Here is a 14,472-nt window from a genome sequence, read left to right on the forward strand (position 1 = left end):
CGGTTCGGCGCTCTTCTATGCCGATCGCAAATCAGGGTCAACAGATTTTTCGGTCGCAGACTGTAAGCGCCGAACCACAGTCGTAGCCGTTTCGGCGCGATTCCTCCGGAAAACACGCAGAACGGGCAGGAGAGAAACCTGAACGGGAGATGAATTTACGAGTTAAGAGCAAACATCAACCGATTGAATTGAAACATTATTCTGGAGAACCCTGATCCGAGCACGCTTTCGCGCATCATTTTTCTCTTCCCAAGACATTTCAACTCGATAGAATTGGTGAGGCCGCTCATGAACGACAGTGGTCGTGACGCGGCTCCACATGACATGTTTCAATCGCCGCTGCAGGAGTAAGCAGCCAGCCCCGACGCCAAGGAGACAGAAAATGTTGAATTTCCTGCCTGACCTTCACGAAGGACACGCTCCGATCACCCTGCAACATCTCTTTCGCGATGCGATCGATACCTTCTACGACTGGAAGACCGACGAGCCGGAGCCTTCCGTCATGCACGAGGGAACGCTGATCCCGATCAGCGCCGTTTTCGATGCCATGCGCGAATGCACCGACATCGTGCCGAAGAGTGTCATGGAAATGGTGGCCGAACGGCTGACCAAGCGATGGGACGGAGACGGCCCGCTCGACGTCATGACGTTTTCCACCGCCGCCCGCATCATGGGCATCCTGATCCGCAAGCGCCGCCGTCAGGAAGGCGAAGCGCAGGCGGTCTTTGTCGAGGCCTCGCGCCTCGCACCGCCTTCGCTTCACTGACGGCTTCGCCCGCTCTCATCGCGATCGCCGCGCTCCGACCGGGCGCGGCGACGGTCTCGTCGGGCTCTACGGGCAGCCTGGTGTATCGATACGGGACGAATGCGGCATTGCGGCACGCCTTGACCTCATCGGACGAAGCACTTATCTTGCGCCGCATCGAGATTTGAACGACGACTTTTGCTCTTGCGCTCAGGCGCAGATTGACGAACTTCCCCTTCAAATTCGACTAAGATAGGATAGTCGGCTCAAGGGCCGGATATCCACCCAAAAGACGCCGGAGAGGAAAGGTTTCGTCATGGCAACAGGTACCGTTAAATGGTTCAACACCACCAAGGGCTTTGGCTTCATCGCTCCCGACAATGGTGAACCGGATGTATTCGTACACATCTCGGCCGTACAGCGCGCAGGCCTCGCCGGCCTGGACGAAGGCCAGAAGGTGAGCTACGAGCTCGTCCGCGATCGCAAGTCGGGCAAGATGTCTGCAGACCAGCTGCAGGCAGCCTGAGCATAAGATTTCCGCCGCCGGCCACGCGTATGGTTGCAGCGGCAGGGATCAAGGGAAAGGCCGGCATTCGCCGGCCTTTCTTCATTTTGTGGCTGCCTCCCGGTCGCGGGAGGCCGTGTCACCGACCACTGGCTTTCCGATCTCGCGTTGCGGGATCGTCTCCTTCTGCGTGATCAGGCGGGCGCTGTGCTGGCCGCTCAGGAAGGTCCATAGCCAGCTCCAGGCAACCGCGAAGCGGCTGCGCGTTCCGATCAGGAAATAGATGTGGGCGATGCCCCAGAGCCACCAGGCGAACGCGCCCTTCAGCCTGAAGCGGCCGAGCTCGATGATGGCGGCGCGTCGGCCGATCGTGGCGAGGCTGCCCTGGTGGCGATAGCGGAACGGCCCCGGCGAAGGCTTGCCGGCGAGCCGCGCCCGGATCAGCCGGACCAGATAGGCGCCCTGCTGCTTTGCCGCCGGCGCGATTCCCGGCACCGGCTTGCCGTCCTCCTGCATCACCGCAGCCGTGTCGCCGATCACGAAGACGTCCGGCAGGCCGGGCGCCGAAAGATCCGGCGACACGATCGCCCGCCCTGCCCTGTCGGCCGGAATACCGAGCCAGCGCGCCGCCGGCGAGGCCTGCACGCCTGCGGCCCAGACGATCGTCCGGGCGGGCACGAAGACGTCGCCGATCGTCACGCCGTCGGCCGTGCACGATGTCACCGGCACGCCGGTGCGCACCTCCACGCCCAGTTTCTCCAGTGAACGGCGCGCATAGTCGGACAATGGCTCGCTGAAGCCGGCCAGGATGCGCGGGCCTGCTTCGACGAGCATGACCTTCGTCTGGCGGGTATCGATATGGCGGAATTCGTCGGGCAGCGTGCGCTGCGCAAGCTCGGCGATGATGCCGGCGAGCTCCACGCCGGTCGGACCGGCGCCGATGATCACGAAGGTCAGGAGTGCTGCGCGCTCGGCGGCATCGGTCGCAAGTTCGGCGCGCTCGAAGGCGAGCAGCAGCCGGCGCCGGATCGTCGTCGCATCCTCCAGCGTCTTCAGGCCGGGCGCGAACGGCTCCCATTCGTCATGGCCGAAATAGGCATGCGTCGCCCCGGTGGCGAGCACGAGCGTGTCATAGGCGACGCTGCCGCCGTCAGCAAGGCTGACCGTCTTTGCCGCCGGATCGACCCCGACCACCTGGTCGAGCAGGGTCGTGACCTCCGCGCGGTTGCGATAGAGATGCCGGATCGGCCAGGCGACCTCCGACGTCGCCAGAACGGTGGTCGCGACCTGGTAGAGCAGTGGCTGGAACAGGTGATGGTTCCTGCGATCGATCAGCGTGATGCGGACGGGCGCCCCTCTCAGCGCGTTGACGAGCTGGAGGCCGCCAAAACCGCCCCCGACGACGACCAGATGATGAAGGCTTTCCATGGCTGTATTCCGTTTCATTCATGTCGGACCGCGACCGCGTGCAGTCTTTGTGTTCGACGGACGAGGCACGGCCGCGCCTTACAATCTGTGCATTCGATGGTGAGCGCACAATGGCCGTCTCGGCATGCGTGCCTTGCGCTGCGGACACGCGCGACCCGGCCCTAGCGTCCCTTGGCGTCCTGCGCGTCATAGGCGCTGCGGGCCTGCCGGATCGTGGCGTGGTTGTTCTGGGACCACTGCACGAGCACCCGCACCGGCGTCAGCAGCGAATGTCCGAGATCGGTCAGCCGGTATTCGACGCTGGGCGGCAGCGTCGGATAGACCGTGCGGGCCAGATAGCCGTCGCGCTGCAGGTCGCGCAGCGTCTGCGTCAGCATCCGCTGCGAGATGTCCGGAATGAAGCGGCGCAACTGCGAAAAGCGCATCGGCCCATCGGCAAGCGCGAGCAGCATCAGCGAATTCCATTTTCCGCCGATGTGGTCGAGGACGTCGCGGACCGGGCAGTCGTCCATCGACATGGGCACGCCGTCGATGACGAGCACCCTTTCGCCTTCGATCCTGCTCGCAATCTTGTTCATCGCGGTTCCCTCCAGGTAACCAGTGGAGCCAAAACTGCCTCCTTTACAAGGTCCGTCCCGTGGTCGATGAAGACGAACTCTCTTTTTGAGACCATATTCCGGACAGATACCATCGTCTCGTCCGGATGCCAACGAAAGGAAGCAGTCATGTCGGAAACAGTTCTCATCACCGGCGCCTCCGGCCAGCTCGGCCGCATCGTGCTCGACCGGGTGCTCGCCTCGGGCAAGGTAGCGCCCGCCTCGGTCATCGCCGCCTCGCGCGACATCTCGAAGCTCGCCGACTATGCCGCAAGGGGCGTGGCCGTGCGCGAGGTCGACTTCGACGACGCCGCAGCGCTGCCGGCCGCGTTCGCCGGCGCCGACAGGGTCCTGATCATCTCGACCGACGCCGTGGGCGAACCCGGCAAGCGCCTGGCCCAGCATGTCGCCGCAGTCGAGGCCGCAGCCTCAGCCGGCGCGAAGCGCATTCTCTACACCTCGATGCCGCAGCCTGACGATTCGGCGGTGACCTTCGCCGGCGACCATCTCGGGACGGAGAATGCCATCAAGGCGACCGGGGTCCCCTACACGATCTTCCGCAACGGCTGGTACATGGAAAACCTGTTCATGGCCCTGCCGCATGCGCTGCAGGCCGGCCAGTGGTACAGCTCCGCCGGCGACGGCAGGATCGCCCACGTCGCGCGCCAGGACGTCGGCGCGGCGATCGCCGCCGGGCTGCTCGCCACCGACGAGAAGAGCCGGATCTACACGCTCACCGGCGCTGTGGCCTACACCACCGAGGAGATCGCAGCCGCAGCGTCGCGGGCAACCGGCCGGCCGCTTCGGGTCTTCCACGTCACCGACGACCAGCTTGCCGGCGGACTGAAGGCCGCAGGCCTGCCGGATTTCATGGTGCCGACCGTAGTCTCCTTCGATACCAACACGCGCGAAGGCAAGATCGCCATGGCGACAGGCGACGTGGAAGAACTGACGGGCAAAATGCCGCTGGCTCTCGATGCCTTCCTGGCCGAGAACGCCAAGGCACTCCTGGCCTGAGAATATCCTCCCCGCAGGGGCGGGACCGGATCGGGGCAGCCGCTATACCGGCTGCCCGCAGGCCCGGCAGAAACGCCGTATCGTCTCGGCCATTCCGTATTCCAGCGCATCGGCGGTGAGCCCGTGGCCGATGGAGACCTCGTCGAGCGCCGGGATGCGGGCGGCGAGCGGCGGCAGGTTGGCAACGGTCAGGTCGTGCCCGGCATTGACGCCGAGCCCCAGTTCGAACGCGATGTCGGCCGTGGCCCCGAGCGCCTCGACCAGAACGGCCGCGCGGGCCGGGTCGTCGTAACAGCCGCCATAGGGACCGGTATAGAGCTCGATTCGGTCTGCCCCCACGTCCCGGGCGATCTGCAACGCCTCCCGGTCGGGCTCGGCATCGGCAAAGAGCGATACGCGCAGGCCCAGTCCCTTGAGCCGGCCGACCACCTTTTCCAGAACGCCGCGCTCCTTGCGGAAATCCCAGCCGTGATCGGACGTCGCCTGTGCGGGATCGTCCGGCACGAGCGTCACCTGCTCGGGGCGATGCTCCTCGACGAGCCGCAGGAAGCCCTCCTCCGGATAGCCCTCCATATTGAATTCGGCCTGGGGAAACTCCGCGTCGATCAGAGACCGGATCGGACTGAGATCGGTGAAGCGAATGTGCCGCTGGTCCGGCCGCGGATGCACCGTCAACCCGCTGGCGCCGGCTGTAAGCGCGATCTTTCCGAGGCCCGCGACGCTCGGCCACGGCAGGTCCCGGCGGTTGCGCAGCATCGCGATCGCATTCAGATTGACCGACAGTTTCGCAGGCATTGCAATCTCTTCCCTGTTGTCTTCGACAAGCTCTAGCCTGTTGCCGTCCGTCGTTCAATCGGGCCGGTTCGGCCCGGCACATATCCGCCTGCACGTAAGCGCAGCGGGGGGCTGTCTTGCGGGACCGCAATAACGTGTGCTTTTCGCCTGTCGACCGCTTGCCGACGTATCAGAATCAACGCTAGGGTCTCATCCTGGCGAAAGGTGAGCCTTGATCATCTTGGGCAATCATGCGGGGCGGACGATCAGGGGATGATCGCAACTAGACATTGGCATTGAACAGCGCAGCGCACGCGGCTGTGATCAGGGAGCACGTGGACGAGATCCTCTCCAGCAGGACGTTTGCGCGCTCCGGGCGTCTGCGCGCCTTTCTCGACTATGTCGTCGAATGCGCGCTTGCCGGCAAGGCCGGCCAGTTGAAGGGCTATACCATCGGCATCGACGTGTTCGGGCGACCGGTCGGCTTCGACGCCGGCAGCGATCCGATCGTCCGCGTTCAGGCCGGCAAGCTCAGGAAGCTGCTCGAACAATACTATGTCGCCGAAGGCGCGCGCGCGCCGCTCCGGATCCGCATTCCGCTCGGCAGCTACGCCCCGGAGATCGCGTGGGAGGGACGTGCCCTTTCGCAGGCCGGCATGAGCCTGGCCGCAGCCGCCTCGCCGGCGCCCGAACCGGCGCCACCGATACCGCTGCTGGCCCGCAGGAGACGAAACGTCTCGCGCGGCAATTGGCGACCCGCCCCCATTTCCTCGCATCTCGCCCTGTTCACGCTGCTGCCCATGCTGCTGCTCGCCCCGGCCCCGCAATCAGGGCTCGCGATCACCTCGATCGCGAATGCGCGCATCTATGTCGAGAAGGCGCGCGCGGCCATGGACCTGAGCGGCCGGATTCCGGTCGTCAGCATCGAGCATTGCTGGCCGGGAACCGGCGTCTGCCGCCAACTCGCCGACGCCATCCAGAAGGCCGTCGGCTACTACAGGACCGTCCAGCTTGGCGACAGCCGGGAGAGCAGCGATGCGGATCCGCTCGCCTACCGGATCCGCATCGAGGCGCAGGGCCGTGGCGAGACGATGTATGCGCGGCTCATCCACGTGCAGAGCGGCCTGACGGTGCATGCAGAGCAGTTTCGCGCCGCCGACCTGAACGAGGCCACGATCAGCTACGAGGCCTTCACCTTTGCCGGTCGCATCCTGTCGGCGAACGGCCGCATCTACCTACATGCGCAGCGGCTCGGTGCCACCAGCCCGACAATGCGCTGCCTGCAGCAGGCCGATCGCCGGCGGGAACCAGGCTCCGGCTGTCTGCATCTTCCGCTGATTCAGGCATCGACGGCGCCGGAAGCGGCGGAACGACTATCCAGGGACGACCACCTGCACCCCGCCCGCGCGCTCTGAAAAACCCGGCGCTATTTCAGATACATCCCTAGATATAGGGGTATTCAAACCACTCCGCCCAGCGCTAGTCTTTTTTATCCGGATTCGCCCAAGCGTCTTCCGGTGCAGGGGAATGGACCGCGGAATCGGGCAATGTCGCACATCTTGACGCCCGATCCTGCGAACAGCGAGGGATGTGTGCTAATGTCGGCTCTTTCATGCGGGTGGTTGTCGTGATGATCAGCGAACCCAGAAAGACCACCGCTGCCGGTGAACGTGCCATACGCTTCCTGCCGTCCGCGCCATTGCCGGAAAATCTGCCGGAAGGCCGGCTCGCCATCGCCGACATGGCAAATGCCTTCGGGGTGACGCACCGAACGCTGCACTTCTACGAGGAAAAGGGCCTCCTGAGCGCCACGCGCGTCGGGCCCATGCGCGTCTACGGCCCGCAGGAGATCCAGCAGATGGCGGTGGTGAATACCTGCCGCGAGACCGGGATGCCGGTGGCCGCGATCCAGGAGCTTCTCGAGGCACTCTGCGACGCCGGCAGCCAGCAGGAGGCGGACGCCATCTTCCGCGGCGCCATGGTCGCCCGCAAGCGCGAACTGACCGCGCAGCAATCGACAATCCGCCGCCAGATGCAGCAGATCGGCGAAATGCTCGAATTCACCGCCGGCCAGGAAATCGAACTGAACGACAATGCCCGCCCGGAGGCGCTGTCCGACCAGGAACTGCGCTGCCTGACACTGATGGCCGAGGGCTATCCGACCACCCGTATCGCGCGCGCCCTCGAGGTCGATCCCGGCCAGGTGCAGGGGATGGAGAAGGAAATCATCCGCAAGTTCGCCAGCAACAACCGCTTCCAGGCGGTGGCGAAGGCCGTGCTGCTCGGCATCATCGGCCACTGATCGAAGGACGTTCCCCGCGGCACCCTTCCCTTGGGGGACATCAGCGCACGATGGTCAGTGTCTCTGCCGCGCGCGTGATCGCCGTGTAGAGCCAGCGCTCGCGCGTATCGCGGAACGCCCAGCTTTCGTCGAACAGCACCACGTTGTCCCACTGCGAGCCCTGCGCCTTGTGGACAGTGAGCGCGTATCCGTAATCGAACTCGTCATAGCGCTTGCGCGTCGACCAGGGGATCTCCTCGTCAACATTCTCGAAGGCCGCCTTCAGCAGCTTTATCTTCGCAGCGCCCCGGTCCATGTCGTCGTCTTCGGGGCGGATCATCAGGTTGATGCCCGGCTTCACCGTCTCCTTGGACGAGGTCATCACCTGCCAGAGCGACCCGTTCAGGAGTCCCTTGGCCGGGTCGTTGCGCAGGCAGACGAGCTTGTCGCCCGATTGCGGATACTCGGTCGCAAATCCCTTCAATTCCCTGAGCCGGACGTTGTAGCGCCGCCGCGTCCTGTTGGTTCCGACCAGAACCTGGTCGGCGTCGAGCACGAGCGGCTGGGTGACGTCGCCCTTGCCGATCACCCTCGCCGTACCCCAGTCGCCGTGCATGATCTCCTTGCCTTCGCGCACATGCATGGCGAGCTGGATGATCGGATTGTCGCGCGCCTGCCGGTGGATGTCGGTCAGCAGGAAGTCCGGCTCCTGGCTGGTGAAGAAGCCGCCTCCCGAAACCGGCGGCAGCTGGCCCGGATCGCCGAGGACGAGGATGGGCGTCCCGAAGCTCATCAGGTCCTTGCCGAGCGCCTCGTCCACCATGGAGCATTCGTCGACGATGATCAGCGCCGCCTTTGCGACCGGGCTCTGGCGGTTGATCGAGAACATCGGTGCGATCGACGTCTTGCCGGTTTCCTCGTCGGAAACCTCTTCCTCGCCACGGGGACGATAGATCAGCGAATGGATCGTCCGGGCGTTGCTGGCCCCCTTAGAGCGCAGCACCTGGGCCGCCTTGCCGGTGAAGGCGGCGAACAGCACGTCGCCGTCGACATGCTCGGCGAAATGGCGGGCGAGCGTCGTCTTGCCCGTGCCGGCATAGCCGAACAGGCGGAACAGCGGCGAGCGACCTTCCTTCAGCCAGCGCGAGACGGCCTTGAGCGCCTCATCCTGTTGCGGTGCGAATTCCATGGGCCGACTTGGCAGGATTCGACCCTCGAACGCAAGGAAAAGCGGGACCTCGTCATAAACGGGATCGGCATTCCGGGGTATGAAGACAATAGCCGCACAGCGACGGCTCCTGCATACTGCATTTTACCATGGCGCGTTGCAGCATTTGCCCATATGTAGACGCCATGATTGTCCCGATCGAGATTCGTATCGTGGAATGCCGCCTGTGAAAGACAAGCCCCAGCATCCGGACAGTCCGGAAGACCGTTCCGGGATCGGGTTGCTTCGCAAACCGGTGCAATGGCTGGTCCTGATCGCCCTCTCCGCTCCACTTGCCATATTTTTCGAGATCGCCGGCATCCCCGCCGGGCTGATGATGGGCCCGATGCTTGCGGGCGTCGTGGTCGCGATCAACGGCGGTACGATCCGGCTGCCGCGCATCTTCTTCTTCGGCGTGCAGATCGTGCTGGCCATGATGATTGCCGGCATGGTGTCGCCGAACCTGATCGATACCTTCCTCAGCCGCTGGCCCATCTTCCTGGCGATCGTGCTCTCGGTGATCGCGATGAGCACGCTGAGCGGCTGGGTGATCACGCGCATGGGCATTCTCCCAGGAACGACGGCGATCTGGGGGTCGTCGGCCGGAGCGGCGTCGACCATGCTCGTCATGGGTGGTGCCTACGGCGCCGACGTCCGCCTCGTCGCCTTCATGCAATACCTGCGGGTCGTGTTCGTCGCCACCCTCGCTACGCTGATCGGCCATTTCGGCGGCCACCAGGCGATGGCGCCGGACAGCGTGCCGTTCTTCGGCCCGTTCGATCTCCAGGCCTTTGCGCTGACGCTGGGCGTCGGCATCGGCGCCGGCATTCTCGGCCGGCTGCTGCGGATACCGGCCGGCAGCTTCCTGGCGCCCTTCGGCGTCGGCGCGCTCTTGAGCCTCACCGGGACGATCCATGTCGAGCTGCCGCCCTGGCTGCTTGCGACCGCGTTTGCGTTTCTCGGCTGGAGCATCGGGCTCGGCTTCACGCGCTCGATCCTGCTGCATGCGCGCCGCGCCTTCGTCCCCACCGTCATCTCCATTGTCGTGCTTCTGGCCTTCTCCGGGCTGCTCGCCTACCTGCTGGTGATCGGGCTCGGCATCGACCCGATGACCGCCTATCTCGCCACCAGCCCCGGCGGCCTCGATTCCATCGCCGTCATCGCCGCCTCCAGCAATGTGGATCTCTCTTTCGTCATGGCCCTGCAGACGGCGCGATTGGTGATCATCACGCTGCTCGGCCCGCTGATCGCCCGCTTCGTCGCCGACCGCGCCTGAGGTCTCGGCCACGGCAGGCCCGCGAATCACGGCGGCCGCGCAATTCACCTGATTTTCCCTCGCCTTCGGGGTAGAGTGTCCGGAACAAAGAAAAGTCGCCTGCGTTCAATTCGTTTGCTCCCCTTTCTTGCTGGCCCCTTTTGCTGGCTTCGAGGACACCGCACATGGCACCGCGCGCGCAATGGAAAGGCTTTCTGAAGTTCGGCGAGGTCGTCTGCCCCGTCGCGCTGTTCACGGCCGCCTCGACCTCCGATCGCATCGCCTTCCACACCGTCAACCGGGACACCGGCAATCGCGTCCGCCGCGAGTTTGTCGACAGCGTCACCGGCGAACCGGTCGGGCGCGACGACCAGGTGAAGGGCTACGAGGTCGGCAAGGACGACTACATCGTGCTGGAACCGGAGGAAGTGGCGGCCGCGATCCCCGAAAGCGACAAGACTCTGGCGGTCGAGGCCTTCGTCCCGCTGTCGGAGGTCGACGACCTCTATTTCGACAAGCCCTACTACCTGTCCCCCGCCGAACGCATGGCCGACGAGGCCTATGCGCTGATCCGCGATGCGCTGAAGAAGAGGCAGTCCGCGGCCATCGCGCAGGCGGTGCTCTTCCGGCGCATGCGCACCGTGCTCATCCGGCCGCAGGGCGACGGGATGATCGCCACCACCTTGAACTTCGACTACGAGATCCGCCCGGCCAAGGACGCGTTCTCCGACATTGCTTCGCTGAAGATCAAGGGCGAGATGCTCGACCTAGCCAAGCACATCATCGGCACGAAGAAAGGCATGTTCGACCCGAGCGGGTTCCACGACCGGTATGAGGAAGCCGTGGCCGAACTGGTGAAGGCGAAGATCGAGGGCCGGACGATCGAGCCCCGCAAGGAACCGAAGCGCGAGAAGGTGACCGACCTGATGGAGGCGCTCCGCCAGAGCGCCGCCCTGGGCAGCAAGCAGGACCAGCCGACAAAGCGCGGATCGAAGACGGCCGCCAAGACTGGAACCAAAACCGCAGGCAAGACTGGAGCCGCGGCGGCAGCAAAGAAGGCGCCGGCATCGCATCGCAAGGCCGGATGACCGATGGCGCTCGAAACCTATCGCCGCAAGCGCAACTTCGAGAAGACGTCCGAGCCGCGGGGCGGCAAAGCGAAGGCCGGCGGTGCCAGCTTCGTCATCCAGAAGCATGACGCGCGCCGGCTTCACTACGATTTCCGGCTCGAGATGGACGGCGCCCTGAAGAGTTGGGCCGTGACGCGGGGACCGAGCCTCGTTCCCGGCGAAAAGCGGCTGGCGGTCCACGTCGAGGATCATCCGCTGGAATATGGCGACTTCGAGGGCACGATCCCGAAGGGCGAATATGGTGGCGGCACGGTGATCGTCTGGGACCGCGGCACCTGGGAGCCGCTGGAAGATCCGCACAAGGGCTACGCCAAGGGCCACCTCGAATTCGAGCTCCACGGCGAGAAACTGCACGGCCACTGGCATCTCGTCCGGATGGAGGGCAAGCCCGGCGAGCGCAGGGAGAACTGGCTGCTCATCAAGGGCGAGGACGACGACGCCCGCGACGAAGGCGCGCCCGACATCCTCGAGGAGCGGCCGGAATCGGTCAAGACCGGCCGCGTCATCGCCGACGTCACCGGCGAGGAGCCCGGCTGGTCGTCGAAGACGGGCCGGATCACGAAGAAGGCTGCGCGGAAGACCAAGACGGCTCCGCCCGACATGGACGACGCGGCGCCGGCGGCGGTCACGCCCGGCGATCCGGCGAAGATCGAGGGCGCGCGGAAGGCGCGGCTGCCGGCCTTCGTGGAGCCGTCGCTGGCGACCCTTGCGACGAGGCCTCCCGCCGGCGCGCGCTGGCTGCACGAGATCAAGTTCGACGGCTACCGGCTGCAGGCGCGCATCGAGGCCGGCAAGGCCAAGCTTTTGACCCGCAGCGGGCTGGACTGGACCGACAGGTTCGGCAAGCAGGTCCTGGCGGCCTTTCGAGACCTGCCCGTCGGCAATGCGCTGTTCGACGGGGAACTCGTCGTCGAGGGCGGCTCCGGCGCATCGGACTTCTCCGCCCTCCAGGCGGATCTCAGCGAGGGCCGGACCGATCGTTTCGTCTACTATGCCTTCGACCTCCTGCATCTCGACGGCTACGACCTGACTGGAGCGACGCTCGTCCGACGCAAGGCATTGCTGCACACGATCATCCCTTCGGAAACCGGCATTCTTCGCTACAGCACCGACTTCGAGGACGACGGCGAGGTGCTGCTGACGCATGCATGCCGGCTGGGCCTGGAAGGCATCGTCTCGAAGGTCGCCGACGATCCCTACCGGTCCGGCCGCAGCAAGGGCTGGCTGAAAGCCAAGTGCGCCCTCAGCCAGGAATTCGTCGTCGCCGGCTGGGTCCCCTCCTCGACCGCGCGCAAGGCGGTCGGATCGCTCGTCCTCGGCGTCTACGACGGCGACCGGCTGGAGCACGTCGGCCGTGTCGGCACCGGCTTCAGCCATGCACTCGCCATCGACCTGGCAAAGCGCCTCGAGCGCCTGAAGGCCGAGGCCAGCCCCTTTGCGCAGCCGCTCACCGCCGTCGAGGCCCGCGGCGCGCGCTTCGTACGGCCGGAACTGGTCGCCGAGGTCGAATTCCGGGCATGGACGGCCGACGGCCACCTGCGCCACGCCTCCTTCCGCGGCATCCGCGAGGACAAGCAGCCGAAGGACATCATTCGCGAAACGGCAAGCACCGCAACCGGCGCCGGAGGCAGAAACAGAAACGGAAGCAAGGAGTCGACCATGTCGAAATCCACCGCCAGGCCGAATTCATCCGTGGAACTGACGCATCCCGACCGGGTCTACTGGCCGAAGGAGGGCGTCACCAAGGGCGGCCTTGCCGACTACTACGCCGAGGTCTGGCCCTTCATGGAGCCCTTCGTCGTCGATCGGCCGCTGGCGCTGCTGCGCTGCCCGGACGGCATAGACGGCCAGCAGTTCTTCCAGAAGCATCCCTGGAAGGGAATCAACGCGCACATCACGCTCGTGACCGACCCCAAGGAACCCGCCGAGGCGCCCTGTATCGCGATCGGAGATTTCGACGGCCTGACCGGTCTCGTGCAGTCGGCCGCGCTCGAAATCCATCCCTGGGGCTCGACGACCGCCGCCTGGGAAAAGCCCGACACCATCATCATGGACCTCGACCCCGGGCCGGGCGTCGCCTGGAGCGACGTGATCGCCGCGGCGGAGGAGATCCGCGACCGGATGAAGGATCTGGGCCTTGCCACCTTCGTCAAGACCTCCGGCGGCAAGGGGCTTCATGTCGTCTCGCCGTTGAAGCCGTCGGCGGAATGGCCCGACGCGAAGGCCTTCACCAAGGATCTGGCCGACCGCATGGCCGCCGACAGCCCGGACAAATACGTCTCGACGATCGCCAAGGCCAAAAGGGGAGGCAAGATCCTGATCGACTACCTGCGCAACCAGCGCGGCCAGACCGCGGTCGCCCCCTATTCCACCCGGGCGCGGCCGGGCGCGCCGGTCTCGATGCCGCTCGCCTGGGACGAGCTCGACGCTTCCCTCGGCCCCGCCCATTTCACGGTCCTCAATGCGGGAAAGCGGCTGGCGGCGCTCCCGTCCGACCCCTGGGCCGATTTCCGCAAGTCCGCCGCCCCGCTCCCCGGCGCGGGTGCGCGCAAGGGGCGTGCGGCCTGATCACGGCCAGTTGACGGCGGTCAGGTGGCGGGCTGGGAAGACTGCCCGAAGGCCAGTCACGTCTTCTTCGGCTTGCGCTCGGCCGCCACGCTCTTTCGCAGCGCATCCATGATGTTGATGACGTTCGAGGCGGTCGCCTGCGGCGCGTCCGCCTTCTCCTTGGCGGGCTTCTTGTGCCCCTTCTTCTTCGCTGCGATGATCTCCAGCAGCCTGTCCTGCACCGGGTCCTGCGCCATCTCCGGCGTCCAGGGTCGCGTATTCTCCTCGATGAAGGTCTCGGCAAGCGTCATCAGCTTCGCCTCCGCCTTGGTCTTCTTCATGTCCTCGAAGTAGGCGTCGGGCTGGCGCACCTCCTCGCCGTAGCGCAGCGTCCAGAGCACGATGCCCCGGTCCCGCGGTTCCAGCAGGACGGCGCGCTCGCGGCGATACATCACCAGCCGTGAGATGCCGACCATCCTGCTCGCGGCCATCGCGTCCCGGATGACGCTGAACGCCTCCTCGCCGACCGGATCGTTGGGCGTCAGGTAGTGCGGCTTGTCGAACCAGATCCAGTCGACGCTGTCGCGCGGCACGAAGGTCTCTATGTCGATCGTGCGCGTGCTATCCAGCGCGACCGCATCCAGTTCGTCGTCCTCGAGCAGGACGAACTCGCCCTCCCCGCGTTCGTATCCCTTCACCTCGTCGTCCTGGTCGACAGGCTTGCCGGTGACGGAATCGACGTACTGGCTGACGACGCGGTTCTGCGTGGAGCGGTTCAGCGTGTGGAACCGCACCTTCTCGTCCTCGCTCGTCGCCGGCGTCATCGCCACCGGGCAGGTGACGAGCGAGAGCTTCAGATAGCCTTTCCAGAAGATGCGCGTCGCCATGGCTTCTTTCTCGGTGAGCAGGAGTGGAAACGTGTTCCCCCTGCAATTCGTTCCCCGGAATGCGCTCGATGGGCAGAGCCTGCGCTTGCTCTTTCTCCAT

General features: G+C 65.3%; 12 protein-coding genes and 1 pseudogene. 8 read left to right on the forward strand and 5 right to left on the reverse strand.

What is annotated here, in order from left to right:
* Positions 1 to 382 precede the first annotated feature (382 nt).
* Both GGQ64_RS02185 and GGQ64_RS02190 read left to right on the forward strand, forming a co-directional pair.
* Positions 383 to 766: a BRA0787 family protein gene (locus tag GGQ64_RS02185; RefSeq protein WP_183798378.1), complete on the forward strand. Its 384-nt coding sequence runs from the start codon at positions 383 to 385 to the stop codon at positions 764 to 766.
* Positions 767 to 1,061: 295 nt separating this feature from the next.
* Positions 1,062 to 1,271 carry a cold-shock protein gene (locus tag GGQ64_RS02190; RefSeq protein WP_183798380.1) on the forward strand — a complete coding sequence of 70 codons (210 nt, stop codon included), beginning with the start codon at positions 1,062 to 1,064 and terminating at the stop codon, positions 1,269 to 1,271.
* A 153-nt stretch (positions 1,272 to 1,424) separates the two neighbouring features.
* On the opposite strand, the pseudogene GGQ64_RS02195 reads toward GGQ64_RS02190, so the two are convergent.
* Positions 1,425 to 2,678, reverse strand: a pseudogene (locus tag GGQ64_RS02195) (NAD(P)/FAD-dependent oxidoreductase); the annotation flags it as partial.
* A gap of 161 nt (positions 2,679 to 2,839) precedes the next feature.
* Positions 2,840 to 3,256: a winged helix-turn-helix transcriptional regulator gene (locus GGQ64_RS02200; RefSeq protein ID WP_183798384.1), complete on the reverse strand. Its 417-nt coding sequence runs from the start codon at positions 3,254 to 3,256 to the stop codon at positions 2,840 to 2,842.
* Positions 3,257 to 3,403: 147 nt separating this feature from the next.
* Here GGQ64_RS02200 and GGQ64_RS02205 point away from each other — a divergent pair, with 147 nt between their 5' ends.
* Complete coding sequence (locus GGQ64_RS02205) at positions 3,404 to 4,291, forward strand: NmrA family NAD(P)-binding protein (RefSeq protein WP_183798386.1); 888 nt, start codon at positions 3,404 to 3,406, stop codon at positions 4,289 to 4,291.
* Between the two features lie 42 nt (positions 4,292 to 4,333).
* Here the strand turns inward: GGQ64_RS02205 and GGQ64_RS02210 are convergent, their stop codons facing one another.
* Positions 4,334 to 5,086: a pyridoxine 5'-phosphate synthase gene (locus GGQ64_RS02210; RefSeq protein WP_183798388.1), complete on the reverse strand. Its 753-nt coding sequence runs from the start codon at positions 5,084 to 5,086 to the stop codon at positions 4,334 to 4,336.
* A gap of 275 nt (positions 5,087 to 5,361) precedes the next feature.
* On the opposite strand from GGQ64_RS02210, the gene GGQ64_RS02215 reads away from it, so the two are divergent.
* Together GGQ64_RS02215 and GGQ64_RS02220 are read left to right on the forward strand one after the other, a co-directional pair.
* Positions 5,362 to 6,480, forward strand: a complete 1,119-nt coding sequence (locus GGQ64_RS02215; protein WP_183798390.1) for a hypothetical protein — start codon at positions 5,362 to 5,364, stop codon at positions 6,478 to 6,480.
* A 215-nt stretch (positions 6,481 to 6,695) separates the two neighbouring features.
* A complete protein-coding gene (locus tag GGQ64_RS02220; RefSeq protein WP_183798392.1) occupies positions 6,696 to 7,367 on the forward strand; it encodes a MerR family transcriptional regulator in 672 nt (223 codons plus the stop codon).
* A 40-nt stretch (positions 7,368 to 7,407) separates the two neighbouring features.
* Here the strand turns inward: GGQ64_RS02220 and GGQ64_RS02225 are convergent, their stop codons facing one another.
* The gene (locus tag GGQ64_RS02225; protein WP_183798394.1) at positions 7,408 to 8,535 is read right to left on the reverse strand and encodes an ATP-dependent DNA helicase; all 1,128 of its coding nucleotides are present in this window, start codon (positions 8,533 to 8,535) and stop codon (positions 7,408 to 7,410) included.
* Between the two features lie 205 nt (positions 8,536 to 8,740).
* Between GGQ64_RS02225 and GGQ64_RS02230 the strand changes: the two genes are divergently transcribed.
* The 3 genes from GGQ64_RS02230 to ligD all read left to right on the forward strand — a co-directional run bounded on the left by GGQ64_RS02230 (position 8,741) and on the right by ligD (position 13,506).
* Entirely contained in the window at positions 8,741 to 9,829 is a 1,089-nt protein-coding gene (locus tag GGQ64_RS02230; protein ID WP_425488476.1) for an AbrB family transcriptional regulator, read from the forward strand.
* 164 nt (positions 9,830 to 9,993) lie between these two features.
* Positions 9,994 to 10,896, forward strand: a complete 903-nt coding sequence (gene ku / locus GGQ64_RS02235; RefSeq protein ID WP_183798399.1) for a non-homologous end joining protein Ku — start codon at positions 9,994 to 9,996, stop codon at positions 10,894 to 10,896.
* Between the two features lie 3 nt (positions 10,897 to 10,899).
* On the forward strand, positions 10,900 to 13,506 hold the full coding sequence (ligD, locus tag GGQ64_RS02240) for a DNA ligase D (RefSeq protein ID WP_183798401.1): 2,607 nt from the start codon (positions 10,900 to 10,902) through the stop codon (positions 13,504 to 13,506).
* Positions 13,507 to 13,562: 56 nt separating this feature from the next.
* On the opposite strand, the gene ku (GGQ64_RS02245) is transcribed toward ligD, so the two are convergent.
* The gene (gene ku, locus GGQ64_RS02245) at positions 13,563 to 14,372 is read right to left on the reverse strand and encodes a non-homologous end joining protein Ku (RefSeq protein WP_183798404.1); all 810 of its coding nucleotides are present in this window, start codon (positions 14,370 to 14,372) and stop codon (positions 13,563 to 13,565) included.
* Positions 14,373 to 14,472 lie beyond the last annotated feature (100 nt).

The organism is Mycoplana azooxidifex (assembly GCF_014196765.1).
GTDB classification, from domain to species: Bacteria; Pseudomonadota; Alphaproteobacteria; order Rhizobiales; family Rhizobiaceae; genus Mycoplana; species Mycoplana azooxidifex.

Excerpts from the sequence above, each read along its gene's own strand:
- ku (WP_183798404.1), bottom strand. The coding sequence starts at position 14,372 with ATGGCGACGCGCATCTTCTGGAAAGGCTATCTGAAGCTCTCGCTCGTC.
- GGQ64_RS02210 (WP_183798388.1), bottom strand. The coding sequence starts at position 5,086 with ATGCCTGCGAAACTGTCGGTCAATCTGAATGCGATCGCGATGCTGCGC.
- GGQ64_RS02190 (WP_183798380.1), top strand. The coding sequence starts at position 1,062 with ATGGCAACAGGTACCGTTAAATGGTTCAACACCACCAAGGGCTTTGGC.
- ligD (WP_183798401.1), top strand. The coding sequence starts at position 10,900 with ATGGCGCTCGAAACCTATCGCCGCAAGCGCAACTTCGAGAAGACGTCC.
- GGQ64_RS02225 (WP_183798394.1), bottom strand. The coding sequence starts at position 8,535 with ATGGAATTCGCACCGCAACAGGATGAGGCGCTCAAGGCCGTCTCGCGC.
- GGQ64_RS02200 (WP_183798384.1), bottom strand. The coding sequence starts at position 3,256 with ATGAACAAGATTGCGAGCAGGATCGAAGGCGAAAGGGTGCTCGTCATC.
- GGQ64_RS02220 (WP_183798392.1), top strand. The coding sequence starts at position 6,696 with ATGATCAGCGAACCCAGAAAGACCACCGCTGCCGGTGAACGTGCCATA.
- GGQ64_RS02205 (WP_183798386.1), top strand. The coding sequence starts at position 3,404 with ATGTCGGAAACAGTTCTCATCACCGGCGCCTCCGGCCAGCTCGGCCGC.
- ku (WP_183798399.1), top strand. The coding sequence starts at position 9,994 with ATGGCACCGCGCGCGCAATGGAAAGGCTTTCTGAAGTTCGGCGAGGTC.
- GGQ64_RS02185 (WP_183798378.1), top strand. The coding sequence starts at position 383 with ATGTTGAATTTCCTGCCTGACCTTCACGAAGGACACGCTCCGATCACC.